Raw genomic sequence first — 24,556 nt, 5'->3', positions numbered from 1 at the left:
CCCCGCCGTCCTCGACGCCTACGACCTCGGCGACGCCCACGTCCACGTGCGCACCGGTGCCCCCGGCAGCGCCGTCGTCCCGGCGCTCGACCGCGAGCTGAGCCGGCGCCCCGGAGCGATCGCCTACGGATGGGCGTGCGGTGAGGCCTCGCTCGCGGCCGGTGCACGCCGGGTCCTCGTCCGGCACGGCGCGGCCCGGCGCAGCGTCTTCTTCTGCGCGTACTGGAAGCTCGGCCGGCCGCGCCCCTGACGGTTCACCGCCCGGTCACCTCGCATCGGTAGCGTGGTGGGTGATGAGAACTCCACACCTCGTGTGCCTCGACATCGACGGCACGACGGTCGACCACGACGGCCACCTCCACGACCCCGTCCGCGAGGCGGTGCGGGCGGTCGTCGCGGCCGGGCACCACGTCACCCTCGCGACCGGTCGCGGGGTGGTCGGCACCCTCCCCGTCCTCGAGGCCCTCGGCCTCGACCACGGCTACGCCGTGTGCGCCAACGGGGCGATCACCCTGCGCCTCGACCCGGCCCTCGACGCCGGGTACGAGGTGCTCGAGTCGGTGACCTTCGACCCGGCCCCCGCGCTCCGGGTGCTGCGCGAGGAGTTCCCGACCGCCCTCGTCGCCGTCGAGGAGGTCGGCGTCGGCTTCAAGGTCTCGGCACCCTTCCCGGACGGCGAGCTCGACGGCACCCCGCGGGTGGTCGCGTTCGAGGAGCTGATGGCCCACCCGGTCACCCGTCTCACCATCCGCGACCCCGACAGCTCGAGCGAGGACTTCCTCGCGCGCACCGAGCGGATCGGCCTGCACGGCGTCGAGTACGCCGTCGGGTGGAGCGCCTGGCTGGACATCACCCCCGAGGGCGTCTCCAAGGGCGCCGCGCTCGAGGGCGTCCGCCGCCGGCTCGGCGTCGAGCCGGCCGCGACCGTGGCCGTCGGCGACCAGCGGAACGACCTCGAGATGCTGCGCTGGGCCGCGCGCGGCGTGGCGATGGCCAACGCACCGGACGAGGTGAAGGCGGCCGCCGACGAGGTGACCGGCCACGTCGACGAGCACGGCCTCGTCGCGGTCCTCGACGCCCTCCGCTGACAAACCCCCGCCCGATCCCACCACGGCGTCCGCGCCGGTGGCAGGGTGTGCCTCCATGAGCACAGCGGACGTCAGCAGGGTCACCCGACGGGCCAACGAGAGCCCGGTCGTGGAGTGGGGTGCGCGGGTCGGCTTCGTCGTCCTCGGGGTCCTCCACCTCGTCATCGCGTGGATCGCCCTCAAGGTGGCGTGGAACATCGGCGGGGGCAGCAAGAGCGCCGACCAGTCCGGCGCCCTCACGACGATGGCGAGCTCGTCGACCGGCCCGCTGCTGCTGTGGGTCGCCGTCGTCGGCTTCGGCCTCCTCGCGGTCTGGAACGTCACCGAGGGCGTGCTGAGCCACGGCGAGACCGGCGACCGCGTCAAGCTCGTCGCCAAGGGGGTCATGTACGCGTTCTTCGCCTGGACCTCGTTCAAGGTCGTCGCCCTCGGGTCCGGCGGCTCCAGCGAGAAGCAGACCGAGGACGCCACGGCGACCCTGATGAGCAACCCCGCGGGCCAGGTCCTCGTCGGCGTCGTCGGGCTCGTCGTCCTCGGCATCGCGTGCTACCACGTCTACAAGGGCTGGACGAAGAAGTTCCTCGAGGACCTGCGTGAGCACCCCGGTGGCTGGGCGGTGCAGGCCGGCCGCGCGGGCTACGTCGCGAAGGGCGTCGCGCTGCTGGTCGTCGGCGTCTTCTTCGTCATCGCGGCGGTGCAGCACGACCCGGACAAGGCGCAGGGCCTCGACGGCGCCCTCAAGTCGCTCAAGGACATGGCCTTCGGGCCGGTGCTCCTCACCGTCGTGGCGCTCGGCATCGCCGCGTACGGCGTCTACTCCTTCGCCCGCGCCCGCTACGCGCGGCTCTGAGCGGCCGGCTCGCGCCCGGTGCCGTCGGTGACGGTGGCGCCGGCCGGGTCGCGGCGGAGGTAGCCCCACGCCAGCAGGGCGCAGACGAGGCCGTTGACCAGCCCGACGACGACGTCGGTGACGTGGTGCGCGCCGCGGTACAGGCGCGCGAACGAGACGGCGAGCGGTGCGAGCACGCAGAGGGTGATGAGCACCCGCCGGGCGACGACGTTCTGCAGCCGGGTGGCCATGAGGACGAACGAGACGTAGAGCGCCGTCGAGGCGCCGACGTGGCCGCTCGGGTAGCTCGAGGTCGGCGGCGCCGGGTCGAGGCGCTCGACGGTGGGCCGCGGCCGCCCGACCACCGCGGTGGCGATGACGAAGATGGTGGCCTGCAACGAGATCGCGAGGATCGGGACGATCGCGAACCACCACTGCCGGGTGCGCCAGAGCACGAGGAGCGCGACGAGCACACCGACCGCGATGACGTACTCGGTGTTGCCGATCATCGACATGAACTTCGTGACGGTCTCGCCGGTCGGCGTGCGACGGTCCTGGAACCAGCGGCTGACGCCGTTCTCGGCCTCGAAGCCCCGCAGGGGCTCCATGATGACCCAGCCGATCCCGACGATGACGGCGAAGACGGCCACCCCGGGCAGCACCGCCCGGACGGCGGCGTCACGCAGCGCCGACCCGATCGAGGGGCGGGACGAGTCGTCGTCCCAGCGGGTGAGGAAGGGCATCAGGACTCCTGGGGCGAGAGGGAACGGTCACCGGCGACGTCGGTGTCGTCCGGTCGGGGGTCGACGTCGGGGTCGTGGGCGGGGTCGGGGTCACGCGGGTTCCACCGGGCGTAGCCGGCGTACGAGCCGAGGACGAGCCCCACGCCGGTGATGACGCCGACGGTGACGTCGCTCGGGTAGTGGACGCCGAGGAAGACGCGGTCCAGGGCGGTGACGATGACGCACACGGCGGCGACGGTGACCATGACCGCCCGCCGGCCGCGACCGCGGACCACCGGCCAGAGCAGGATGACGAGGGTGGTGAAGAACGCCGCCGAGCCCAGCGCGTGGCCGGAGGGGAACGAGTAGCCGGGAGCCTTGGAGACCGGGTCCTCGACGACCGGGCGGGCGCGCTGGAAGACGTACTTGCCGGCGAACTCGACGAACCAGGCGAACATCATCGTCCCGAAGGCCCACCAGGCGCGGGTGCGCATCCCCTTGCCGAGCCACAGCCACACGGCGAGCGCCGTCCCGATGAGGTAGAGGGTGCGGGGCAGGAAGGCGCCCTGCCAGAACAGCCAGAAGTCCAGCAGCCGGGGATGGTCGCGGGTGATCGGGACGAGGGCGCGGATGGCGGCGTCGTCGGCGTTGATGAGGGGGTCCCACTTGCTGCGCAGGAGGAACCCGGTGCCGAAGAAGACCACCGCGACGACGGCCGCGTAGGCCACGGACCGGCCGAGGCGGCGGGCCCGCGTGCGGTGCGGCGCGGCCGCGTCGGTGCTGGTCATCAGGACTTTCTACCGCACCGGAGGGGTGCCGCAGGGCCTTGGGTCGGAGCATCCGGTCGGGGGCGGGGTCATCCCGGAGCGCACCGCCGGACGTGGGATGCTGGGCCCGCCATGGCCGAGCTCCACATCACGTCCGCGACCAACGCGCGGCTCCGGTCCGTCGCCGCCCTGCGCCGTCGGCGGGTGCGCGAGGAGGAGGGCCTCACCGTCGTCGACGGCTACGACGAGCTGCTCCTCGCCGTCGACTCCGGCGTCGTGCCCCGGACCCTCCTGCACTGCCCCGAGCTGATGCTCGACGCCGCGCGACAGGGCGAGCTCGTCGACCGGGTCCGGGCCCTCGGCGCGACGACCATCCGCTGCGGGCGGGCGGCGTTCGAGAAGGTGGCGTACCGCGAGGGCCCGGACGGCTTCCTCGCCGTCGTCCCCGCGGCCGGCGTGGCGCTCGCCGACCTGTCGCTGCCCCCGGACCCGCTCGTCGTCCTCGTCGAGGGGCTCGAGAAGCCGGGCAACCTGGGGTCGGTCCTGCGCAGCGCGGACGCCGCCGGGGTCGCGGCGGTCGTCGCCGCCGACCCGGTCACCGACTGGGGCAACCCCAACGTCGTCCGGGCGAGCAAGGGCACCGTGTTCTCGGTCCCGGTCGCGGCCGCGCCGCTCCCGGAGGTCCTTGCCTGGTTGCGGGACAACGGCATCCGGCTCGTTGCGACCACCCCGGACACCGAGCTCCTGCACACCGACGCCGACCTCACCGGCCCGGTGGCCGTCGCCGTCGGCACCGAGAAGACGGGGCTCAGCGACGCTGCGCTCGCGGCCGCCGACGCCCGGGTGCGCATCCCGATGGCCGGGGCGGTCAACTCGCTCAACGCCGGGGTCTCGGCGGCCGTCGTGCTCTTCGAGGCGGTCCGCCAGCGCTCCGCCTGAGGGCGCCCGGCGGGGGGTCTCCTGCGGAAACCGTCGCACGGAGTGGGACCAGAGATGCCGATGAGGCACCTGAGCCGCTACCCTCCGACCCCCGGTCAGGAGCACCCCTCACCGTGTGCGACCATGAACGGCATGCGAGTTGACCACGTCGTCTACGCGGCCGAGCACGATGGCGTCCACGCGACGGCCGAGCGCCTCGCGAAGCTGATCGGGGTCACGCCGGTCGACGGGGGAGTCCACCCGCGCTTCGGAACGCGCAACGTCATCCTCCCGCTGGCGCACGAGCGCTACGTCGAGGTCGTCGAGGTCCTCGACCACCCGGCCAGCGACAAGGCGCCCTTCGGGCAGGTCGTCCGCGCCCGGTCCCAGGCCGGCGGCGGCTGGCTCGGCTGGGTCGTCCAGGTCGACGACATCGCCGAGCAGGAGAAGCGCCTCGGCCGCGAGGCCGTCCAGGGCAACCGGCACCGGCCCGACGGCGTCGAGCTGCGCTGGAAGCAGCTCGGGGTCAAGGGCCTGCAGGCCGACCCGCAGCTGCCGTTCTTCATCACCTGGGAGGCCGGCACGCCGCACCCCTCCGAGGACGCCGACACCGAGGTGACCATCGAGTCGCTGACCATCGCCGGCGACCCCGACCGCGTGCGCGACTGGCTCGGCCTGCCGGCCGACTACACCTCGTCGGTCATCGAGTTCTCGTTCGTCGCGCCGCACGGCACGCCGGGGCTCATGGCCGTCACCTTCGAGACCCCGACCGGCGAGGTCACCGTCTGACCCGCACCGGGTTCCCCGACTTCTTGCGAATCCCCCACCCCGGGTGGGCCCGAGAGGCCGCTCGAGGTGGGGGATTCGCAATGAGTGGGGAGAGGCGGGTCAGCCGCGGGGGGTCCAGCGGCGCAGCCGGAGGCTGTTGCTCACGACGAGGACGCTCGAAGCGGCCATCGCCGCCCCGGCGACCATCGGGCTGAGCACGCCGGCGACGGCGAGCGGGATGGCCGCCACGTTGTAGCCGAAGGCCCATCCCAGGTTCTGCCGGATGGTCCGCAGCGTGGCGCGGGAGAGCTCCATCGCGTCGACGACGGCCGGGAGCTCCGAGCGCAGCAGGACGATGTCGGCGGCGTCGGCCGCGACGTCCGTGCCGGTGCCCATCGCGATGCCGAGGTCGGCCTGGGCGAGGGCGGCCGCGTCGTTGACGCCGTCACCGACCATCGCGACGACGCGGCCACGGCGCTGGAGGTCGGCGACCATCGCGTGCTTGTCCTCGGGGCGGACGTCGGCGACCACCCGGCCGACCGGGATGCCGACGTCGCGCGCGACGGTCAGCGCCGCGCGGTCGTGGTCGCCGGTCAGCAGGTAGCAGACCAGCCCGGCGTCGTCGAGCGCGCGGACGGCCCGGCCGGAGCTGCGCCGCACGGTGTCGGCGACGGTGAACGAGGCCCGGGCCCGGCCGCCCCAGCCGACCCACACCGTCGTGCCCTCGGCCGACGGGGCGGCGATCTCGCGCGGCACCTCGTCGAAGAGGTCGGCGCGCCCGACGCGCACCTCGGTGTCCTTGACCCGGGCCCGGGCGCCGGCGCCCGGGAGGGCCTCGAAGTCGGTCACCTCCGGGACGTCGAGGGCACGCGAGCGGGCCGCGGCGACGACCGCCTTCGCGACCGGGTGCTCGCTGCCCTGCTCGACCGCGGCGGCGGCCCGCAGGGCCTGGTCCTTCGGCAGCCGGCCCGCCGTCGAGACCTCGACGAGGGTCATCTCGCCGGAGGTGACCGTGCCGGTCTTGTCGAGGACCACGGTGTCGACCCGCCGGGTGTCCTCGAGCACGTCGGCGCCCTTGATGAGGATGCCCATCCGGGCGCCGCGGCCGGTGCCCACGAGGAGGGCGGTCGGGGTGGCGAGGCCGAGCGCGCACGGGCAGGCGATGACGAGGACGGAGATCGCGACCTCGAGGGCACGCGCCGGGTCGCCGGACCCGACCCACCAGCCGACGAAGGTCACGGCGGCGAGGGCGAGCACCACGGGGACGAAGACGGCCGAGACGCGGTCGGCGAGGCGCTGGACCGGCGCCTTGGAGGTCTGCGCGCGCTCGACGAGGCGGGCGATGCCGGCGAGCGTCGTCTCCGCGCCGACCCGGGTCGCCTCGACGACGAGCCGTCCGGTGGTGTTGACCGTGCCGCCGGTGACCTCGCTGCCGGGGGCGACCTCGACGGGGGCGGACTCTCCGGTGACGAGCGAGGCGTCGACGGCGCTGCGGCCGTCGCGGACGACGCCGTCGGTACCGACCTTCTCTCCGGGCCGCACGACGAACCGGTCCCCGACGGCGAGGTCGTCGACGGGGACGCGCTGTTCGACGGTGGCTCCCGAGGCGGGGTCGGTGCGCAGGACCGCGACGTCCTTGGCGCCGAGGTCGAGCAGGCCGCGGAGGGCGTCGCGCGTGCGGTCGGTGGCGCGGGCCTCCATCCACCGGCCGACCAGGAGGAAGGTCGTGACGACCGTGGCGGTCTCGAACCAGATGTGCGAGCCGCCGCCGTCCATCCCGCCGGCGCGGCCGGTGAGGACGACGACGAGCGACCAGAGGTAGGCGGCGAGGACGCCGAGCGAGACGAGGGTGTCCATCGTCGAGCCGCCGTGCCGCGCGGTGAGGGCCGCGGCGCGGTGGAAGGGCCAGGCCGCCCACGCGACGACCGGGGTGGCGAGGACGAGCTGCACCCACGGCGAGCCGGCGAAGTCGAGGCCCGGGACCATCGCGAGGACGACGACCGGAACGGTGAACAGCGCGGCGACCTCGGCGCGCCGGCGCAGGTCGTCCTGGCGCGTGACCTGGTGGTGCGCGGCCGGCGCGGTGGCCCGCTCGACGGCGGACGAGGTCTCGTCGGGTGTCGCCTCGCCGGTGTCCTCCGGTGTGCCGGAACCGGTCTCGGCCCGCGGTGGTGTCGCGGGCGCGCCGTGGGTGAGGACCTCGGCGCCGTAGCCGGTGCGGCGCACGGTCTCGAGCAGCTCCTCGACGGTGACCGGGCCGCTCCAGCGGACCGTGGCCTTCTCGGTGGCGAGGTTGACCACGGCGTCGACGCCGTCGAGGCGGCCGAGCTTCTTCTCGATCCGCGCCGAGCACGAGGCGCAGGTCATCCCGGAGATCGCGAGGTCGACCTCGTGCACCTCGTCGGTCGGGTGGTCGGCGGTCTGGGTCACGTCAGCTCCTCACGAGGCGCGTCACGGCGGCGACGACCTCGTCGACCTTGACGGCGGCCGCCTCGTCCGACTCGCGCGCGGCGTCGACGACGCAGTGCGCGACGTGCTCCTCGAGAAGCCCGAGGCTCACCGCCTGGAGCGCCCTCGTCACGGCGCTCACCTGGGTGAGGACGTCGATGCAGTACGTGTCGTTCTCGACCATCCGGGCGATGCCGCGCACCTGCCCCTCGATGCGGCGCAGCCGCTTGAGGTGGGCGTCCTTGTGCTCGGTGTACCCGGGGTGCACCCCGTCGCCGGTGGTCGTCGCGCTCATGACATCCACGATACCCCTGTGGGGTATCTCGCGCGACCCGGGGGGTCAGCCGAGGTGTTCCTTGACGAGCTTCTTCGGCGCCTTGGTCGCCCACGCGTCCGTGATGATCTCGGCGAGCTCGAGGTAGTCGAGCATCCCGAGGTCGCGCTCGCGCACGAGGACGGCCGGGTAGCCGTCGAAGTGCGGTGTGGTGAACCAGGGTTCGCCGAGCTGGAGGATCGACTCCTTGTCGTCCGGTCCGGGCACCGTGACGCAGATGACGTCCTCCATCCGCTCGCCCGTCCCCGGGTCGACGGCGTCCTTCCGGGGCTCGCGCCAGTGGAGGAAGCTCTTGCCGTGGACGACGTACGCCGGCCGCTCGTCGGTGCCCTCCCGGGTGACGTCGGGCAGCGCCATCGCGATGCCGTCGACGTCGTCGCGGTCGACGGGCTTCGGGTCACTGGATGCCACCCGCCCACCCTCCCACGAGCAGCCGCCCCACCGCGAACGGGTGTGAAGACCGTCGACATGACGACGTTCTTCACACACGTTCAGGGAGGGGTGGGGGGTCAGAGGGCGCGGGTGAGGAAGATGCTGTGCCGGTCCGGGCGGTAGTCGCCGAACGGCGCGCAGTCGGTGAAGCCGTGCGCGCGGTAGAGGCCGTGAGCCGGTCCGAACACCTCGCTCGCCCCGGTCTCGAGGCTGACCCGGCTCGCCCCGGCCGCACGGGCCTCGGTGAGGGCGTGCTGCAGCAGCCGCCGGCCGAGGCCGGTGCCCCGCAGCGCCGGCGAGACGCGCATCGTCTTCAGCTCGACGTGTCCGCCGCCGAGGTCCTTGAGCGCGACCGACCCGACGAGCTCGCCGCCGCTCTCGGCCACCCAGAGCGTCACGGCCGGGTGGCGGAACTGCTCGATCGAGAGCGCGTGCCGACTGCCCGCCGGGGCGGTCGGCTCCATCTCCGCGTGGTGCTCGGCGACCAGTGCGGCGAGGCGCGGGTCGTCCAGGTCGGCCATCCGGATGCCGACCGGGGTCGTGTGCCGAGGTGGCTGCCCGGGCGACCGGTCGGGCACACGACCCGACGCCGGGTCGCTCACGGCAGGTGGCGGACCAGCTCGGGGGCCAGCCCGACGTACGACGGCGGGGTGAGGGCGGCCAGCCGGGCCTCGACCTCGGCCGGCAGCCCGAGACCGTGGACGAACTCGACGAGGTCCTCCTGCCCGATGCGCCGGCCGCGGGTCAGCTCCTTGAGGCGCTCGTACGGCTCCTCCATCCCGGGCACGCCCTGCGCGCCGAGGGCCCGCATCGCCGACTGCACGGCCTCGCCGAGCACCTCCCAGTTCGCGTCGAGGTCGGCGGCCATCGTCGCGGGGACGGCGTCGAGGCCGTCGAGCCCGCGGTGGGCGTTGTCGATGGCGAGCAGGCTGTGCCCGAACGCGGACCCGATGTTGCGCTGCATCGAGGAGTCGGTGAGGTCGCGCTGGAGGCGGCTCTGGACGAGCGTCGCGGACAGCACGTCGAGCAGCGCGTTGCTCACCTCGAGGTTGGCCTCGGCGTTCTCGAAGCGGATCGGGTTCACCTTGTGCGGCATCGTGCTCGACCCGACCGTGCCCTGCCCGCGCACCTGGGCGAAGTAGCCCATCGAGATGTACGACCACACGTCGGTGCACATGTTGTGCAGCACCCGGTTGAAGCGGGCGACGTCGGCGTAGAGCTCGGCCTGCCAGTCGTGGCTCTCGATCTGCGTCGTCAGCGGGTTCCACGTGAGGCCGAGGTGCTCGACGAAGGTGCGGCTGACGTCCTGCCAGTCGGCGCCGGGGACGGCAGCCAGGTGTGCCCCGTAGGTGCCGGTTGCGCCGTTGAGCTTGCCGAGGAACTCGGCGTCCTCGACCCGCGCCAGCTGGCGGCGCAGTCGCCACGCGAGGACCGCCAGCTCCTTGCCCATCGTCGTCGGCGTGGCCGGCTGGCCGTGGGTGTGGGCGAGCAGGGGGATGTCGGCGAGCTCGCGGGCCATCGTCGTCAGCTTCTCGACGAGGCTGCTCGCGCGGGGCAGCCACACCTCGTGGACGGCGCCCTTGACCATCACCGCGTAGGAGAGGTTGTTGATGTCCTCGCTCGTGCAGCAGAAGTGGATGAGCTCGGCGAGGCCGGCGTCCTCTGGGGCCGGAGCGATGTCGCGCAGCCGGGCCTTGAGGAAGTACTCGACCGCCTTGACGTCGTGCTGCGTCACGCGCTCGGTGGCGGCCATCTCGTCGATCTCGGGGCCGCCGAAGTCGGTGACCACCGCCCGCAGGCCGGCCTTCTCGTCGTCGGTCAGGCGCCGGACCCCCGGCACGACCTCGCGGTCGGTGAGGTGGATGAGCCACTCGACCTCCACGTGCGTGCGGGCGCGGTTGAGGGCCGGCTCGGACAGGTGGTCGACGAGGGGCGCGACGACCCCGCGGTAGCGGCCGTCGAGGGCGCCGAGGGCGATCGGCGGCTCGAGGTCGGCGAGGCGCTGGGCGGCGGAGAGGCCGCGCGGGGCGGCATCGGTGCTCGGCATGCCTCCAGTGTCCCAGAGCCGGGCGGCAGGACCCCATCCCGTCTGCGTGCATCGCCTGCTACGCCGCAGTAAGTGCTGCGATGACGACACCTACTGCGCCGTAGCCCGGTTCGCGGGAGGGGCGTCCCGGCGCTCGGGGTCAGCCGTCGAGGGCGCGGCGGACGTGCTCGACGATGCCCGGCACGGCGGCCCGGATCTCGGCGTAGGTCTGCTCGTACTCGGCGTCGCCGCCGTACCACGGGTCGGCCATGTGCAGGTCGCCGACCGCGACGGCGTCCGGGTCGAACGAGCGGACGAGGCGCACCTTCGCGGCGTCCGCCTCGGTGCGGGAGAGACGAGAGAGCCGGTCCGCGTGCGGGTGGTCGGCGGCGAGGACCAGGTCGGCGGCGTCGAACCAGTCCGGCCCGAACTGCCGCGCCCGGTGGGTCGACCAGCCGAGGTCGGGATGGCCGTGCCGCTGCAGCGTCGCGATGGTCCGCGGGTGCGCCGGGTTGCCCAGCTCCTCCGCGGAGGTGCCGGCCGAGTCGACCTCGACGCGGTCGCCGAGCCCGGCGTCGTCGAACGCCTCGCGGAGCAGGAGCTCGGCCATCGGGGAGCGGCAGATGTTGCCGTGGCAGACGACGGTCACGCGGTACGGGCGGTCGGGCGCACTCATCCCCCCATCCTCGGGCTGCCACCCGACTTCTTGCGAATCGCCCACCTCCAGCGACCCGTTTCCGGGCTCTCGAGGTGGGTGATCCGCAATGAGTGGGCTTCAGGTGATGTCGAACCAGGACGGCGCGGCGGCGGTGAACTCCGCGGCGCCGAGCCGTCCGGCGCCGTCCGGAAGGCGCCCCCACAGCGGTGCTCCCGTGACCGCCGGCAGGTCGTGGAGGTTCTCGGTCTCGGCCAGCCCGGGGTCGGCGGGCCAGGAGCCGACGACCACTCCGAGCAGGGGCAGCGACCGTGCGGCGAGCGCCTCGGCGCTCAGCGCCGCGGTGCTGAGCACCCCGAGCCCCGCCGAGGCCACGAGCACCACTCCGCACGACACGCCCTTGTAGCGCAGCGCCGTGCCGAGGTCGGCGAGCGTGCCGCCGCGCGCGTCCAGCCGGACGAGCAGCCCGCCGGCCCCCTCGACGAGCGTCACGTGGGCGGATGCCGCCAGCTCGGCGATCCGCCTGGCGTGCGCCGCGACCGGGGGCAGCTCGACCCCCTCGCGGCGAGCGGCCGCCTCCGGCGAGAGGGGGTCACGCAGGCGCAGCAGCTCATGGGTGACGAGGTCGTCACCGACGAGGCGCCGCACCTCGTCGACGTCGCCGGGCTCACCGGGCGCCAGGCCGGTCTGGGTCGGCTTGACCACCTGGACGTCCGACCCGCGGGCGCGGACGAGCGCGGCGAGCGCGGCCGTCGCGACCGTCTTGCCGACCTCCGTGCCGGTGCCGGTGACGAGGACGACGGACGGCAGCGAGCGGGGGTCGGACACGGTCAGGTCCGCGCGGGGACGAGCTCACCGAGCACGGCGCACGCGCGCTCGAGGTCGTGCGTCGTGTGGTGCGCGTGCGCGGTGATGCGCAGCCGCGACGACCCGTCCGGGGTCGACGGCGGCCGGAACGCGCCGACCCGCACCCCGAGGGCCTGCGCGTGCTCGACCGCCTCGACCGTCTCGTGCGGGCCGGGCATCGGCACGGACATCACGGCCCCGTCGGGGACCTCGACCCCGCAGGCGTCGGCGATCCGCGCGGCGTTGGCGTGCAGGCGCGCCGGCAGCTCGGGGTGCTCGCGCAGGACCCCGATGGCGGCGAGCGCCGCGCCGGCCGACGCGGGTGCCAGGCCGGTGTCGTAGATGAACGGGCGGGCGGTGTTGACGAGGTGGTCGCGGACGTCCGGCGCCGCGAGCACGGCGCCACCTTGCGCCGCCAGCGACTTCGACAGGGTCGTGGTGACGACGACGTGCTCGGCCCCCATCGCGCCCGAGGCCGCGACGAGGCCCGCACCGCCGGGCCCGACGACGCCGAGCGCGTGGGCCTCGTCGATGACGAGGAGGGCGCCGGCCTCGGCGGTCAGCGCGACGAGGTCGGCGACCGGGGCGGCGTCCCCGAGGACCGAGTACACCGACTCGGCGACGACGACGGCGCGGGGGGTGTCGCGGCGGGAGAGCAGCTCGGCGACGTGCTCGAGGTCGTTGTGCCGGGCGACGCTGACCGCCGCCCGGGAGAGCCGGCAGCCGTCGATGAGCGAGGCGTGCGCGTGCTCGTCGCTGACCACGAGGGTGCCGGCGTCGGCGAGCGTCGTCAGGGCCGCGAGGTTGGCCGTGTAGCCGCTCGACAGCACCAGCGCCGACGGGGCCCCGGTGAGCCCGACGAGCGCCGCCTCGAGCTCCTCGTGGACGTCGAGCGTGCCCGTGACCAGCCGGGACGCCCCCGCGCCGGTGCCGTAGGTCTCGACGGCGGCGACCGCCCCGGCGACGACGGCCGGGTGGTGGCGCAGGCCGAGGTAGTCGTTGCCGGCGAGGTCGAGGACGTCGCTCGCCTTGGTCGTCACGAGGCGTCGGGTCAACCCCGCGTCCGCACGGGCCGCGGCGGCGTCCCTGATCCAGTCCAGCGGGCTGCTCACACCACCGATCCTGCCACGGATGCCCGGCGGCCCTCCCAGGGTCCCGCCTCCGCCCACCGTCCCCGCCGACGCCCACCCCCGGCCCGGTGCGGCTCTCGGGCAGGATCGGGGGACCACCGACGAAGGAGATCTCGTGCCCCGCCCTCCCCTGCCCGACGACGTCGCGGAGCTGCTCCGCCGCCCCAACCCCGCGGTCGTGGCCGTGCTGCTGCCGAGCGGTGCCCCGATGTCCGTGGCCACCTGGTACCTGCTCGAGGACGACGGCACCGTGCTGCTCAACATGGACGCCGAGCGGGCCCGGGTCTCGTGGATGCGCGAGCGCCCCGAGGTCGCCCTGACCGCCCTCGAGGAGGGCTCCTGGTACACGCACGTGAGCGTCCGCGGGCGCATCGTGCGGTGGGAGGACGACCCCGACGCGGCGCTCGCCGACATCGACCGGCTCTCGCGCCACTACGGCGGTCGGGACTACCCGACGCGCGACCGGGCGCGGGTCAGCTGCTGGGTCGAGGTCACCCACTGGCACGGCTGGGGCGCCGCACGGGCCGACTGACCGTCACTGGTGGACCGGTGGGTCCTCAGCCGTGCACGTCCGCGACGGCGCCGACGAGTCCGGCGGTGAGGGCCTCCAGGTCGGCGTCGGAGGTGACGAAGGGCGGCATCGTGTAGACGAGGTCGCGGAACGGCCGGACCCACACGCCGCGGGCGACGGCCGCCGCGGTGACCTCGGGGACCCGCACCGGCTCGCGCAGCTGGACGACGCCGACCGCCCCGAGGGTGCGCACGTCCGCGACCGACGCGAGCTGCGAGGCCGGCGCGAGGCCCGCGCGCAGCCCCACCTCGACCCGAGCCACCTCGCCCGCGGTGTCGCGGGCGGCGAGGAGGTCGAGGTTGGCGTTCGCCACGGCGCAGGCGAGCGGGTTGGCCATGAAGGTCGGGCCGTGCATGAGGCCGCCCGCCTCGCCGGCACTCACACCCTCGGCGACCTCGCGGGTGCAGAGCATCGCGGCGAGCGTCAGGTACCCGCCGGTCAGGGCCTTGCCGACGCAGAGGATGTCGGGTGTGGTCGCCACGCGGTCGCCGGCCCAGCGCGGGCCGGTGCGGTGGAAACCGGTCGCGATCTCGTCGTGGATGACGAGGGCGCCGTGCTCGCGGGCCAGCCCGTGCAGGACGTCCAGGACCCGTGGCGGGTAGACGTGCATCCCTCCGGCGCCCTGGAGGACCGGCTCGATGATGACCGCGGCGATGTCGGCGGCGTTCTGCGAGAACAGGTCTCGGGTGGTGCGTTCCCATGCGACGAGCTCGGCGTCGTCCTCGGGCCGGTGGAGCCCCGCGGGCGGCCGGGGCGCGAAGACGTGCTCCGGCAGGACTCCGCGGAAGAGCGAGTGCATCCCGCCGACCGGGTCGGTGACCGACATCGGGGAGAACGTGTCGCCGTGGTAGCCGCCGCGGACGGTGAAGAAGCGGGTCCGCCGCCGGCCGGCCGCGAGGTGGTGCTGGAGTGCCGCCTTCATCGCGACCTCGACGCTCACCGAGCCCGAGTCGGCGAGGAAGACGTGCTCCATCCCGGCCGGTGCGAGGTCGAGCAGCCGGCGGGCGAGGTCGACCGCCGGTGCGTGGGTCAGGCCACCGAACATCACGTGTGCCATCCGGTCGAGCTGGTCGCCTGCGGCGGCGTCCAGCTCCGGCACGCGGTAGCCGTGGACCGCGCACCACCAGGAGGCCATCGCGTCGATGACGTCGTGGGCGGTGCCGGCTCCGTCGCGCAGGCGCAGCCGGACCCCCTCGGCGGACTCGACGACGTAGGGGTCGCCCGGCGTCAGGGCCGAGGAGTAGGGGTGCCAGACGTGCTCGCGGTCGAACGCGCGCAGGTCGGCGAGGGCGGCGGCGGAGAGGGCGGCGGGGTGGGCGGCGGCGGGGTCCATCGCCGCCCATCAGACCACGAACGTGTGTGGGGAACGCCGGCATGCCGACGTTCTTCACACACGTTCGCGGGGAGGTGGACGAGGAGGGGGTGGGTGCCTCAGGCGGCGGTGCGGGCCTGCTCGACCTTCGCGGTGAGGGAGCGGACGAGGCCGCGCAGCGAGGTGTCGAGGGCGGCGTCGGAGAGGCGGCCCTCCTCGAAGGCCTGGAAGGCGGAGCCGACGCCCACGGTGTCGTCGACGACGTCGGCGCCGGCGACGGTGAGGACGCGCACGCCGTCCTCGCGGGCCCACTGGGCGGCGCGGGGCGAGCCGCTGGCCCCGATGACGGCGGCGGGCTTGCCGGCGATGACCGCGGCGCCGCGCGGGCGGGAGGCCCAGTCGATCGCGTTCTTCAGCGCGCTCGGCAGCGAACCGTTGTACTCGGGCGTGACGAGGAGGACGGCGTCGTGGTCGGCGACGGCGTCGCGCAGGTCGCGGGCGACCTCGGGCAGCGCGTCGTCGTGGTCGAGCTCCTCGGAGTAGTGCGGGAGGTCGGCGAGCCGTTCGAAGACGGTCGTCCCGACACCGGCGGGCAGGTGGGCGACGGCGGCGTCGGCGAGCTGGCGGTTCGTGGAGCCGGCGCGCAGGCTGCCGACGAGGACGAGGACGTTCACGGTGGTGTCTCCTGGTCGTTTGCGGATCGGTCGGACGATCGACGCTGATCAGGTGGTTGAACCGTCAACTAGTTCTGGGTATTCCGGAGGTCCTCCCCCGGTGCGCACCTCCCGGAGCATCCGACCATCCGCTCCGGGTGCTGGGTCAGGCCCAGGTGCTCCGTTCGACCGTACCGTGCGCCACGCAGGTGGCCGTCCACGCCCCCGGGGTGACCTGCACCTTCATCCGGCGCCGACAGTGGACGCAGAACCGCGGCGGCTCGAGCTCGGCCCGGCGGGCACAGCGCCCGTGGTCGCCGTCCGCGAGCGTGAGCCCGCACTGCCCGCACCACTCACCGGGCTCCTCGCCCCGGGCGACCGGCTCCTGCGCCCCCGCGTCGGCGAACACCATCGGCGTCAGAGGGTGTCGTTGAGGGCCTTGATCGGCATCTCGAGCTCGTCGAGCAGCGCGAGGTCCTCGCGGGGGTCGCGCCCCAGCGTCGTGAGGTAGTTGCCGACGATGACCGCGTTGATGCCGCCGAGCAGGCCGTCGCGGGTGCCGAGGTCGCCGAGGGTCAGCTCTCGGCCGCCGGCGTACCGGAGGATGGTGCGCGGCAGGGCGAGCCGGAAGGCGGCGATGGTGCGCAGCGCGTCCCCGGAGTCCATCGGCTCGAGGTCGCCGAACGGCGTGCCCGGGCGCGGGTTGAGGAAGTTGAGCGGGACCTCGTGCGGCTCGAGCTCGCCGAGCTGGGCCGCGAGCTCGGCGCGCTGCTCGAGCGTCTCGCCCATCCCGACGAGGCCGCCGCAGCACAGCTCCATCCCGGAGTCCTTGACCATCCGGCAGGTGTCGAGCCGCTCGTCGAAGGAGTGCGTCGTCACGACCTGCGGGAAGTAGGAGCGCCCGGCCTCGAGGTTGTGGTTGTAGCGGTGCACGCCCATGTCGACCAGCTCGTCGACCTGCCCCTGGGTCAGCATGCCGAGCGAGGCGGCGACGTGGATGTCGACGGCCGCCTTGATCGCCGCGACGCCCTCGCGCATCTGCTCCATGAGCTTCTCGTCCGGGCCGCGGACGGCGGCGACGATGCAGAACTCGGAGGCGCCGGTCTCGGCGGTCTGCTTCGCGGCGCGCACCAGCTCGGGGATGTTCAGCCAGACCGAGCGGACCGGGCTCGTGAACTGACCGCTCTGCGAACAGAAGTGGCAGTCCTCCGGGCACCCACCGGTCTTGAGGGAGACGATGCCCTCGACCTCGACGCTCGGGCCCTGGTACTTCATCCGCACCTCGTGGGCCAGCGCGAGGAGGTCCTGGAGCCGGTCGTCACCGGTGCGCAGGACCTCGACGATCTGGTCCTGGGTCAGTGGCACGCCCCGCTCGAGCACCTGCTCGCGCGCGACGTCGAGGATGTCCGTGCCGGTCACCTGAGCCGTCATGGCGCCGATTGTCGCAGGACCGGTGCCGAGGTCGGGAGGCGGCGTCCATCCGCGCCGGTCGCGCCGGGTCTCCCGCCGGGTGCGGCAAACCCCGAGGTCGCACCGGAACGGTTCCGGTGCGACCCCGGGGCTTCGGGCATGCAGCGGAAACCGGGGCGGGGTCAGCCGAGGAACTGGCCGAGCATCCCGCCGGGGCCCTGCTGGTTGCCGCCACTCTGGTGGCCGCCCTCGGTGACCGACTCGCTCGGCTGGACGAGCACGTAGCCCTGCCCGCCGAACGCCATCTGGAGCAGCTCGCCGGTGCCGCCGCGGATCATCGAGCCGATGCCGCCCGTGTCGACCCGGACGTCCATCGAGACCCCCGAGGTCCACAGGACGACGGCCTGCGCGTCGGCGAAGGTCGGCGAGGAGGCGACGTCGAGCGCGATGGGGTCGCCCTTGGTCGTCACCGCGACGTAGCCGGTGCCGCGGAGCGAGACGTTGTAGAGGCCGCCGGTCATCGCCGCGCCGCGGGCCTGGATGCGGTGGATGTCCCACTGGATCGAGCTCGAGAAGGCGAGCACGTTGTTGCCGTTGACCGAGATGGCGTCGTTCTCGAGGTACATGACCTGCACCTCGGAGGCCTGGTCGGCGACGAAGAGCTCGCCGCTGCCGGTGCACTCCATCATCTTGACGCCCTCGCCGGTCATCGCCGACTTGAGGAACTTCCCCATCCCCCCAGAGCCCTTGTTGGCGAAGCGGACGTCGCCCTGGTAGGCGACCATCGAGCCGGCCTTCGCCTGGACCGGGCCGTAGCGCATGTCGATGCGCAGGAGCTTCTTGTTCTGGAGCGCGAAGGGGTCCTGGGTCTCCTTCTCCTTGAACTCCGTGAACAGCGAGCCGTGGATCGTCATCGTGCGTGCCTCTGCTCTCTCGTCGGGAGCGGCGCCCCCGTTCGCGGCCAACGCTAGAAGAGACGAGGGCCCCGCGACTATGGTTCCGAGGTGTCCCGAGGGTCACGTCAGGGAGGTCCCGGATGAGCTTCTTCGAACGGGCGAAGGCCGCGGCCAGCGACCTCGCCGCCAAGGCCGACGTCGCGATGTCGAACGCCGGGATCTCGGTCCCGGGGGTGGGCGCCGACCGGGCGCTGCGCGACCTCGGGGTGGTCGCGTGGCTCGACGCCACGGGTCGGCCGGTCTCGGACGCCGACCGCGAACGCGTCATGGCGACGCTGCGCGAGCTGGAGTCCTCGGGTCGGCTGGGGTCGCTCAGCCTGACCCCGGTCCAGCCGTACGGCACGCCTCCTCCGCCACCGGGGGCTGCGGCCGCCGGGGCGGGGGTTCCGGCGGCGCCGCCCCCGCCCCCCACGGGTGGCAGCGCGCCGCCGCCCCCACCGCCGCCCCCCGGCGGGGTGGCGCCGGCCGGGGACGCGCCGGCGCCCCCACCTCCGGGCGCCGCGCCGGACCCGCGGCCGCACCTCGCCGACCCGGGGGAGGAGCCTCCGGCGTCGGCCCCTCCGCCGCCACCGCCGCCGCCCAGCTGGGCCTGAGCGCCGCGGTCGAGGCGGCCGGCCGGGAGTCCTGAGGCCGGCGGTCGATGGTGTGTGCCCCGGGACTCCTTGCCCGACGCACGCGATCCCTTGCTCCACGCAAGGGGTCTCTTGCCCCACGCAAGGGATCCCTTGCGCCCGGCACGCGATCCCTTGCGTCGGGCACGGAGGTGGGAGGAGCACCCGGTGCTCTCGGACCGACCGGACCGCCGCCTCGCGGTCCTGCACAGGACGCGGGTGGTCAGGAGCCGAGGTGCCGTCGCAGCACGTCCGCCTCGGCCAGCAGCCGCTGGGCCTCGTCGGGTCGGCCGGCGGCCTGCACCGTCTGCGCCGCCTCCTCACGCTCACGCACCTCGAGGTGGACGATCGCCCGCACGTCGCCGGGGGTCAGCTCACGCCGCGGGGCATCGGCCGCCCCCGCCCCGAGCAGCGCCTGCTCCAGCGCGCCGGCCCGCGGGCCGTGCTCGACCGGCACCGCCTCGGCGTTCGCCACGGCGGCGAGGGCCGAGCGCAGGGCCGCCACGGCCACCCGGTCGCGGCCACGCATCGCCTCGGGGAGGGCGGCCGAGAGCGAGGCGCGCAGGTCCTCGCTCACGTCCAGGCCGCCGCGAGCAGCGCCACCGGCGCCACGAGGGCGAGCGCGGCGATGAGGTAGGCCGCCGCAGCGGGCGTGGGGTTGGGCCCCTGCGCCAAGAGGTTCATCCGCACCGGCGCCGAGGTCCCCGCACCCATCGCCTCGTCGGGGTAGCGGCCCTGGGCGATGGCCACGAGGGCCCGGGCCGTCGCGACCTCCCCGCTGCGCCGGACCGCCGCCCGGTCCGCGAGGGCCTCGACGAGCAGCCGCACCTCGGTCAGCGCGCGGTGCGAGCGCAGCACCGACGGGACGGACTCGTGGAGCACCGTGAAGAACTCGAGGAGCAGGTCGTGCCGGGCCCGCAGGTGCGCCTTCTCGTGGGCCAGCACCGCCGCCAGCTCGGGCTCGGGCAGGGTGTCGAGGACCCCCTGGGACAGCACCACCCGTGCCGAGCGGCCCGGGATGCAGTAGGCGGTCGCCGTGGGGTGCTGCAGCACGCGCACGTCCGTGCCGTCGTGGTCCGCGACGATGTCGACGATCTCGCGGTGCCGGGCGCGGGCGGCCCGGATGCGCGTCCCGACGCGGTGCCCCGAGACGAGCAGCCGTGCGATGACCGCGGCACTGACCAGCCCGGCGACCGCGACGAGGACGGGGTGCTCGGAGACGTGGTCGCGGCCGACGAGCATCGGCACCGCGGCGGGCGCGACGAAGAGCGCCGCGAGGACCCCTCCCACCGACACCGCCTGCCACGCGACGAGCGCCGCCCGCGGGGCATGGCGCAGCCCGGCCTGCCGGGCCAGGAGGCCGGGGGTCAGCCAGACGAGGACGACGGCCGTCCCGGCGAGAGCGAGCGGGAGCACGGACCCATGGTGGCACCTCCGTCCCCGATTGCGTGAGCAGCCACGGGTACCCGGGGAGGTACCCTCACGACGCCGTGGCGACCGGGAGCGGTGGGACGGGGATGTCGGGCGGCGCGTCGGTCAGCGGCGCAGCCGCCCGCGCAACCCCCGTGGCGACGCCTCGGCCGCCTCCACCCGGGCCTCGACCTCGGCGAGCGCCGCCTTGATGTCGGCGATCTCCTGGGAGCTCGCGCCGTCGAGGAAGTGCAGGAGGGCGGCCCGGCGGTCGGTGACCTCCATGTCGTCGAGGGTGCGCCGCATCGTCTGCGCGGTGAGGGCCTCGCGGGTGTCGGCGGGGAAGTAGCGCCAGGCCCGACCCTCGCGCTCGCGCGTCACGAGGTCCTTCTTCGCGAGCCGGTCGAGGACCGTCATCACCGTCGTGTACGCGATCTCCCGGTCCTTCTCGAGGGACTCGAACACCTCCCGGACGGTGGCGCCCTCCCCCTGGTCGGCCTCCCAGAGACGCTCCATGACCACCCGCTCGAGGTCGCCGAGGCGGGGCGCTGAGGTCGAGTGCGGCATGGCTACTCCTTGGGAGGGGACGGGACGGAGAGGTCGAGGACGGCGTCGAGGCGGTCGAGCGCCTCGGGCCGGTGGCTCACGAGGACGACCGCCCGGTCGCGCGTGGCGTCGAGGACATCATCGAGCACGGCGGTGGCGGTCGGGTGGTCGAGGTGCGCGGCGGGTTCGTCGAGGAGGACGACCGGCCGGTCGGCGAGGACCGCGCGGGCCACGCCGAGCCGGGTGCGCTCGCCGCCGGAGAGCCCACGGCCGCCGGTGCCGAGCCGGGTCTCGAGGCCGTCGGGCAGCCCGTCGACCCAGGGTCCGAGGCCGGCGAGGTCGAGCGCCCGCCGGACGGCGGCGTCGTCAGCGCCCGGACGGGCGAGCCGCAGGTTCTCGGCGAGCGTGGTGGCGAAGACGTGCGGCTCGTCGTCGACGACCGCGACGTCCGCGCGGGTGCTCGCGAGCGACCGGTCGCGCACGTCGGTGCCGTCGACGGTGTGCCGGCCCCCGCTGACGTCGAGGGAGCGGGCGAGCACGGCGAGCAGGGTGCTCTTGCCGGACCCGTTCGGGCCGACGACCGCGACGTGCCGACCGGGGACCAGTCGCAGGTCGGTCGGCGCGAGGTCGTCCCGGGCTCCGGTCCACGAGGCGCTCGCGGACTCGAGCCGCACCACGGGGCCGTCGCCGCCCCGGCTGTCGGGGCACGTGACCGGGTGCTCCGGGTCGTGGACGGCGGGCTCCTGGTCGAGCAGCGCGCCGAGCCGGGCGCTGCTGCCCTGGGCCCGGGCGAGGGCACGCATCGTGTCGACGAGCGGGGCCAGCGCCTCGCCGACGGCGACGGGAACGAGGACGAGGAGGGCCGCGACCGGGGCCCCGGTCGCGGACGGGTCGACGAGCGCGGCGGCGGCGACGGTGGCACCCGCCGTGCCGAGGAGCAGGAGCGCCGCCACGAGCGCGCGCCCCCGGCTCTGCCGGCGGACTGCGGCCGCCACGGCGACGTGCGCCGCCTCGAGCCAGCCGAGGGCGGTCTGCTCGGCACCGATGGCCCGCAGCTCACCGGCCTGCCGGGCGACGAGGTCGCCGACGCGCGAGGCCTCGGCCCGTGCCTCGAGCAGCTCGTCGCGAGAACGGGACTCGAACCACCAGGCGAGTGCGCACCCGAGCGCGAGGAGCAGCAACAGCCCGACGACGACCAGCCCGACGGCCGGCGCGAACCACGCCGTGAGTCCGGCGGCGAGGAGTCCCGCCACGGCGCTGGCGACGAGTGGGACGGTGACGCGGACCTGGGCCTCGACGACGTCGGTCAGGTCGTCGACGACCCCGGTGAGCACCTGCGAGCGCGAGCGTCGACCGAGCCGCGCCGGCGTCAGGGGCACGAGCGCTGCGTACACCGAGCTCCGCCGCTCCGCGAGGTCGGCGAGGGCGGCGTCGTGGGAGACGATGCGCTCGAGGTAGCGGAAGAAGGGGCGGGCCATCCCGAACGCCCGGACGGCGACGATGGCGGCGAGCAGGGTGAGGATGACCGGACGCTCGCTGGCCCGGACGATGAGCCATCCGGAGGTGGCGGTCAGGGCGATGCCGGCCGACGTGGCGGCCCCGCCGAGCAGGCCGCCGAGGACGGTGGCCCGGGTCGGCCGGACGACGGTGGCGGCGGTGGACGGGCGGCTCATCCGTGCACCTCCGCCCCGGTACCGGCGACGACGACGTGCCGGTCGGCGAACCGGACCAGCTCGGGCCGGTGGGTGACGACCACGACGGTCCGGCGGTCCGCGAGGTCGCGCAGCAGGCCGTGCACGCGCGCGCTGGAGGCCTCGTCGAGGTGCGCGGTCGGCTCGTCGACGAGGAGGACCGGCGCGACCGAGAGCGTCGCGCGGGCGATGGCCACCCGGGAGCGCTGGCCGGCCGAGAGGCCGACCCCGTCGTCACCGAGGCGGGTGCCGAGAGCGTGCGGCAGCCCGGCGACGAAGCCCTCGAGCCCGACCGCGCGCAGGGCCTCCCACAGCGCGTCGTCGGAGGCGTCGGTCCCGAGTCGCAGCGCGTCGCGCAGGGTCCCGGCGGGCAGGAACGGCCGCTGCGTCACGAGGTGCGCGGGGCCGGAGACCACGGAGCCCGAGGTGGGGGTGCGCAGTCCGGCGACGAGCTCGAGGAGGGTGGACTTGCCGCCGCCCGAGGGGCCGGTGACGACGGTGAGCCCGGGCCCCGTGGTCAGGCTCACGTCCCGGAGCACGTGGTCGGATGCGCCGGGGTACGAGTACGAGACGCCCTCGAGCGCGACCCCGAGCTCGTCGGCGAGCAGCGAGTCGGCGCGCGCCGACGGGCCCCGGACAGGGGAATCGGGACCCGTCGCCAGCTCCTCGAGGACGGTCGCGACCGCCTCCGCGCCGTCGGCGGCGTTGTGGAACTCGGCACCGACCCGCCGGATCGGCCAGTAGGCCTCCGGGGCGAGGAGGATGGCGAGCAGGCCGGTCTGCAGGGTGACCGTGCCGTGCGTGAGCCGGAGTCCGACGGTGACGGCCACGATCGCGACCGAGATCGATGCCAGCAGCTCGAGCGCTGCCGAGCTCATGAAGGCGAGGCGCAGGGTGCGCATCGTGGCCCGCCGGTGCTGCCGGCTGACCTCCGCGACGACCTCGACCTGGCGCCCGGCCCGGCCGTACCCGACGAGGGTCGGCAGGCCACGCATCACGTCGACGAAGTGGCCGGCGAGCGCGGACAGGGCGGCCCAGCGCCGGTCGGTCTCGTCGCGGGTCGCGGCGCCGATGAGGGCCGCGAAGAGGGGGAGGAGCGGCAGGGTGAGGACGACGACGAGCGCGCTCACCCAGTCGACCCACACGAGGGCCGCGACCGCGAGGACGGGCACGACCGCGCCGGCGACGAGCGCCGGCAGGAAGCGCGCCGCGTACGGCTCGACCGCCGCGACGCCCTGGGCCGCGAGGGTGGCCCCGCGGTCGGGGTCGGGGCGCTGCTCGGCCGGGACGGTGAGCCAGCGCCGCAGCAGGGCCGAGCGCAGGGCGGCGGTGACCTCGACCCCGGCCCGGGCGGCGGTCCGCTCGGCCGCCCACCCGAGGGCGGCCCGCACGACGAGGAGGCCGGCCAGCCAGCCTGCCGGCGCGACGAGCCCCGCGCCCCCGACGACCGCCACGACGAGCGCCGCGAGGGCGAACGCCGTGCCGATCGTGGCGGCCCCCTGGAGCACGCCGACCACTGCGAGGAGCAGGACGGGTCGGCGTGCCGCCGGGGCGACCGTGAGGACGCGGGGGTCGAAGGGCCTCATCGTGCGGGTCGTGACCTCACTTGACCGCGACCGGAGCGGGGATGTGCTGGGTCCCGATCCGCTTGCGGAACGTGTAGTAGGTGTAGGCGGTGTAGATGAGCACGATCGGCGTGAACACGAGGGCCGCGCCGGTCATGATCTTCAGGGTGAGCGGGCTGCTCGAGGCGTTCTCGATCGTCAGGGACTGTCCGCCGGCCAGCGTGGTCGGCATGACGTCCGGGTAGAGCGCGAGGAAGTACGTCGCGACCGCGGCCGCGGCGGTGACCGCGGTCCCGATGAACGCCCAGCCCTCGCGGGCCAGCGTGTTCGCGTAGATCGCCGCCAGGAGCGCGACCGCCGCGACGACCGTGGTGACCCACGACCACACCGAACCGGTCGAGAGGTTGAGCCACAGCAGGGTGACGACGGCGAGGCCGGCGGTGACCAGGCCGAGCACCGTGCCCATCCGGCGGGCGTCCTCGCGGATCGACCCGCTCGTCTTGAGCGCGAGGAAGAACGCGCCGTGGGTCAACGAGAGGGCGAGGACGGTCAGGCCACCGAGGAGGCTCAGCGGGTTGAGGAGAGTGAACAGGTTGCCCACGTACTCCATGTCGCCGTTGATCGGAACGCCGCGCACCACGTTGGTCAGGGCGACGCCGACGAGGAACGGCGCGACCACCGACCCGCCGATGATCGCCAGGTCCCACCGCTTGCGCCACGTGGCGTCGTCGCGCTTGCCGCGGTACTCGAAGCCCATGTTGCGCACGATGAGCGCGACGAGGACGAGGAGGAGCGGCAGGTAGAACGCGGAGAACATCGTGGCGTACCACTCGGGGAAGGCGGCGAAGGTCGCGCCGCCGGCGGTGAG

The 24,556-nt window shown here is 74.5% G+C and carries 28 protein-coding genes; 7 read left to right on the top strand and 21 right to left on the bottom strand.

From position 1 onward, the window contains the following. From PKA89_RS04245 to PKA89_RS04235, 3 genes are all read left to right on the top strand, one after another. Positions 1-250, top strand: a 250-nt coding sequence (locus tag PKA89_RS04245; protein ID WP_324416895.1) for an SIP domain-containing protein, incomplete at its 5' end; no start/stop codon positions are given. A gap of 43 nt (positions 251-293) precedes the next feature. Continuing rightward, positions 294-1,088, top strand: coding sequence for an HAD-IIB family hydrolase (locus tag PKA89_RS04240; RefSeq protein WP_324416893.1), 795 nt, complete (start codon positions 294-296; stop codon positions 1,086-1,088). Between the two features lie 55 nt (positions 1,089-1,143). Continuing rightward, complete coding sequence (locus PKA89_RS04235) at positions 1,144-1,938, top strand: DUF1206 domain-containing protein (protein ID WP_324416891.1); 795 nt, start codon at positions 1,144-1,146, stop codon at positions 1,936-1,938. Here PKA89_RS04235 and PKA89_RS04230 read toward each other — a convergent pair. Next, the gene (locus PKA89_RS04230) at positions 1,923-2,660 is read right to left on the bottom strand and encodes a phosphatase PAP2 family protein (protein WP_324416889.1); all 738 of its coding nucleotides are present in this window, start codon (positions 2,658-2,660) and stop codon (positions 1,923-1,925) included. The two genes, PKA89_RS04235 and PKA89_RS04230, sit on opposite strands and share 16 nt — an antisense overlap. Further along, positions 2,660-3,427 carry a phosphatase PAP2 family protein gene (locus PKA89_RS04225; protein ID WP_324416887.1) on the bottom strand — a complete coding sequence of 256 codons (768 nt, stop codon included), beginning with the start codon at positions 3,425-3,427 and terminating at the stop codon, positions 2,660-2,662. The genes PKA89_RS04230 and PKA89_RS04225 overlap by 1 nt, the downstream gene beginning before the upstream one ends. A 111-nt stretch (positions 3,428-3,538) precedes the next feature. Between PKA89_RS04225 and PKA89_RS04220 the strand changes: the two genes are divergently transcribed. Next, the gene (locus tag PKA89_RS04220) at positions 3,539-4,345 is read left to right on the top strand and encodes a TrmH family RNA methyltransferase (protein WP_324416885.1); all 807 of its coding nucleotides are present in this window, start codon (positions 3,539-3,541) and stop codon (positions 4,343-4,345) included. A gap of 132 nt (positions 4,346-4,477) precedes the next feature. Further along, positions 4,478-5,113: a VOC family protein gene (locus PKA89_RS04215; RefSeq protein WP_324416883.1), complete on the top strand. Its 636-nt coding sequence runs from the start codon at positions 4,478-4,480 to the stop codon at positions 5,111-5,113. Between the two features lie 99 nt (positions 5,114-5,212). On the opposite strand, the gene PKA89_RS04210 is transcribed toward PKA89_RS04215, so the two are convergent. The 8 genes from PKA89_RS04210 to PKA89_RS04175 form a co-directional block, all read right to left on the bottom strand. After that, positions 5,213-7,522: a heavy metal translocating P-type ATPase gene (locus PKA89_RS04210; protein WP_324416881.1), complete on the bottom strand. Its 2,310-nt coding sequence runs from the start codon at positions 7,520-7,522 to the stop codon at positions 5,213-5,215. A 1-nt stretch (position 7,523) separates the two neighbouring features. Then, positions 7,524-7,835, bottom strand: coding sequence for a metal-sensitive transcriptional regulator (locus tag PKA89_RS04205; RefSeq protein ID WP_324416879.1), 312 nt, complete (start codon positions 7,833-7,835; stop codon positions 7,524-7,526). A gap of 45 nt (positions 7,836-7,880) precedes the next feature. After that, the gene (locus PKA89_RS04200) at positions 7,881-8,285 is read right to left on the bottom strand and encodes a hypothetical protein (RefSeq protein WP_324416877.1); all 405 of its coding nucleotides are present in this window, start codon (positions 8,283-8,285) and stop codon (positions 7,881-7,883) included. Positions 8,286-8,383: 98 nt separating this feature from the next. Continuing rightward, positions 8,384-8,827: a GNAT family N-acetyltransferase gene (locus PKA89_RS04195; RefSeq protein ID WP_324416875.1), complete on the bottom strand. Its 444-nt coding sequence runs from the start codon at positions 8,825-8,827 to the stop codon at positions 8,384-8,386. Positions 8,828-8,904: 77 nt separating this feature from the next. Beyond that, complete coding sequence (purB, locus tag PKA89_RS04190; RefSeq protein ID WP_324416873.1) at positions 8,905-10,353, bottom strand: adenylosuccinate lyase; 1,449 nt, start codon at positions 10,351-10,353, stop codon at positions 8,905-8,907. Between the two features lie 139 nt (positions 10,354-10,492). Continuing rightward, a complete protein-coding gene (locus tag PKA89_RS04185) occupies positions 10,493-11,008 on the bottom strand; it encodes a low molecular weight protein-tyrosine-phosphatase (protein ID WP_324416871.1) in 516 nt (171 codons plus the stop codon). Positions 11,009-11,107: 99 nt separating this feature from the next. Continuing rightward, positions 11,108-11,815, bottom strand: coding sequence for a dethiobiotin synthase (gene bioD, locus PKA89_RS04180; protein WP_324416869.1), 708 nt, complete (start codon positions 11,813-11,815; stop codon positions 11,108-11,110). A 2-nt stretch (positions 11,816-11,817) separates the two neighbouring features. Next, positions 11,818-12,945 carry an 8-amino-7-oxononanoate synthase gene (locus PKA89_RS04175; protein WP_324416867.1) on the bottom strand — a complete coding sequence of 376 codons (1,128 nt, stop codon included), beginning with the start codon at positions 12,943-12,945 and terminating at the stop codon, positions 11,818-11,820. 133 nt (positions 12,946-13,078) lie between these two features. Between PKA89_RS04175 and PKA89_RS04170 the strand changes: the two genes are divergently transcribed. After that, a complete protein-coding gene (locus PKA89_RS04170) occupies positions 13,079-13,495 on the top strand; it encodes a pyridoxamine 5'-phosphate oxidase family protein (protein WP_324416865.1) in 417 nt (138 codons plus the stop codon). A 25-nt stretch (positions 13,496-13,520) separates the two neighbouring features. Here PKA89_RS04170 and PKA89_RS04165 read toward each other — a convergent pair whose 3' ends face one another. The 5 genes from PKA89_RS04165 to PKA89_RS04145 form a co-directional block, all read right to left on the bottom strand. Next, positions 13,521-14,867: an adenosylmethionine--8-amino-7-oxononanoate transaminase gene (locus PKA89_RS04165; protein ID WP_324416863.1), complete on the bottom strand. Its 1,347-nt coding sequence runs from the start codon at positions 14,865-14,867 to the stop codon at positions 13,521-13,523. A gap of 98 nt (positions 14,868-14,965) precedes the next feature. Further along, positions 14,966-15,520, bottom strand: coding sequence for an NAD(P)H-dependent oxidoreductase (locus PKA89_RS04160; protein WP_324416861.1), 555 nt, complete (start codon positions 15,518-15,520; stop codon positions 14,966-14,968). A 145-nt stretch (positions 15,521-15,665) separates the two neighbouring features. Next, the gene (locus PKA89_RS04155; RefSeq protein ID WP_324416859.1) at positions 15,666-15,911 is read right to left on the bottom strand and encodes a hypothetical protein; all 246 of its coding nucleotides are present in this window, start codon (positions 15,909-15,911) and stop codon (positions 15,666-15,668) included. A gap of 5 nt (positions 15,912-15,916) precedes the next feature. Beyond that, the gene (bioB, locus tag PKA89_RS04150) at positions 15,917-16,930 is read right to left on the bottom strand and encodes a biotin synthase BioB (protein WP_324416857.1); all 1,014 of its coding nucleotides are present in this window, start codon (positions 16,928-16,930) and stop codon (positions 15,917-15,919) included. A 161-nt stretch (positions 16,931-17,091) separates the two neighbouring features. After that, complete coding sequence (locus tag PKA89_RS04145; protein WP_324416856.1) at positions 17,092-17,823, bottom strand: AIM24 family protein; 732 nt, start codon at positions 17,821-17,823, stop codon at positions 17,092-17,094. A 122-nt stretch (positions 17,824-17,945) separates the two neighbouring features. Here PKA89_RS04145 and PKA89_RS04140 point away from each other — a divergent pair, with 122 nt between their 5' ends. Beyond that, positions 17,946-18,458: a hypothetical protein gene (locus tag PKA89_RS04140; protein ID WP_324416855.1), complete on the top strand. Its 513-nt coding sequence runs from the start codon at positions 17,946-17,948 to the stop codon at positions 18,456-18,458. 241 nt (positions 18,459-18,699) lie between these two features. Here the strand turns inward: PKA89_RS04140 and PKA89_RS04135 are convergent, their stop codons facing one another. The 6 genes from PKA89_RS04135 to cydB all read right to left on the bottom strand — a co-directional run. Continuing rightward, positions 18,700-19,053, bottom strand: coding sequence for a hypothetical protein (locus tag PKA89_RS04135; protein WP_324416854.1), 354 nt, complete (start codon positions 19,051-19,053; stop codon positions 18,700-18,702). Then, positions 19,050-19,892, bottom strand: a complete 843-nt coding sequence (locus PKA89_RS04130) for a M56 family metallopeptidase (protein ID WP_324416853.1) — start codon at positions 19,890-19,892, stop codon at positions 19,050-19,052. The genes PKA89_RS04135 and PKA89_RS04130 overlap by 4 nt, the downstream gene beginning before the upstream one ends. Positions 19,893-20,012: 120 nt before the next feature. Beyond that, positions 20,013-20,453, bottom strand: a complete 441-nt coding sequence (locus tag PKA89_RS04125; RefSeq protein WP_324416852.1) for a BlaI/MecI/CopY family transcriptional regulator — start codon at positions 20,451-20,453, stop codon at positions 20,013-20,015. A gap of 2 nt (positions 20,454-20,455) precedes the next feature. Next, complete coding sequence (cydC, locus tag PKA89_RS04120) at positions 20,456-22,105, bottom strand: thiol reductant ABC exporter subunit CydC (RefSeq protein ID WP_324416851.1); 1,650 nt, start codon at positions 22,103-22,105, stop codon at positions 20,456-20,458. Continuing rightward, entirely contained in the window at positions 22,102-23,709 is a 1,608-nt protein-coding gene (gene cydD, locus PKA89_RS04115) for a thiol reductant ABC exporter subunit CydD (RefSeq protein ID WP_324416850.1), read from the bottom strand. Before cydD ends, cydC begins: the two co-directional genes overlap by 4 nt. A 16-nt stretch (positions 23,710-23,725) precedes the next feature. Further along, a partial coding sequence (gene cydB, locus PKA89_RS04110; RefSeq protein WP_324416849.1) for a cytochrome d ubiquinol oxidase subunit II occupies positions 23,726-24,556 on the bottom strand: 831 nt, incomplete at its 5' end.

It is taken from the genome of Phycicoccus sp., assembly GCF_035325325.1.
GTDB lineage: Bacteria > Actinomycetota > Actinomycetes > Actinomycetales > Dermatophilaceae > Phycicoccus.
This window is presented reverse-complemented; position numbering and strand designations above follow the sequence as displayed.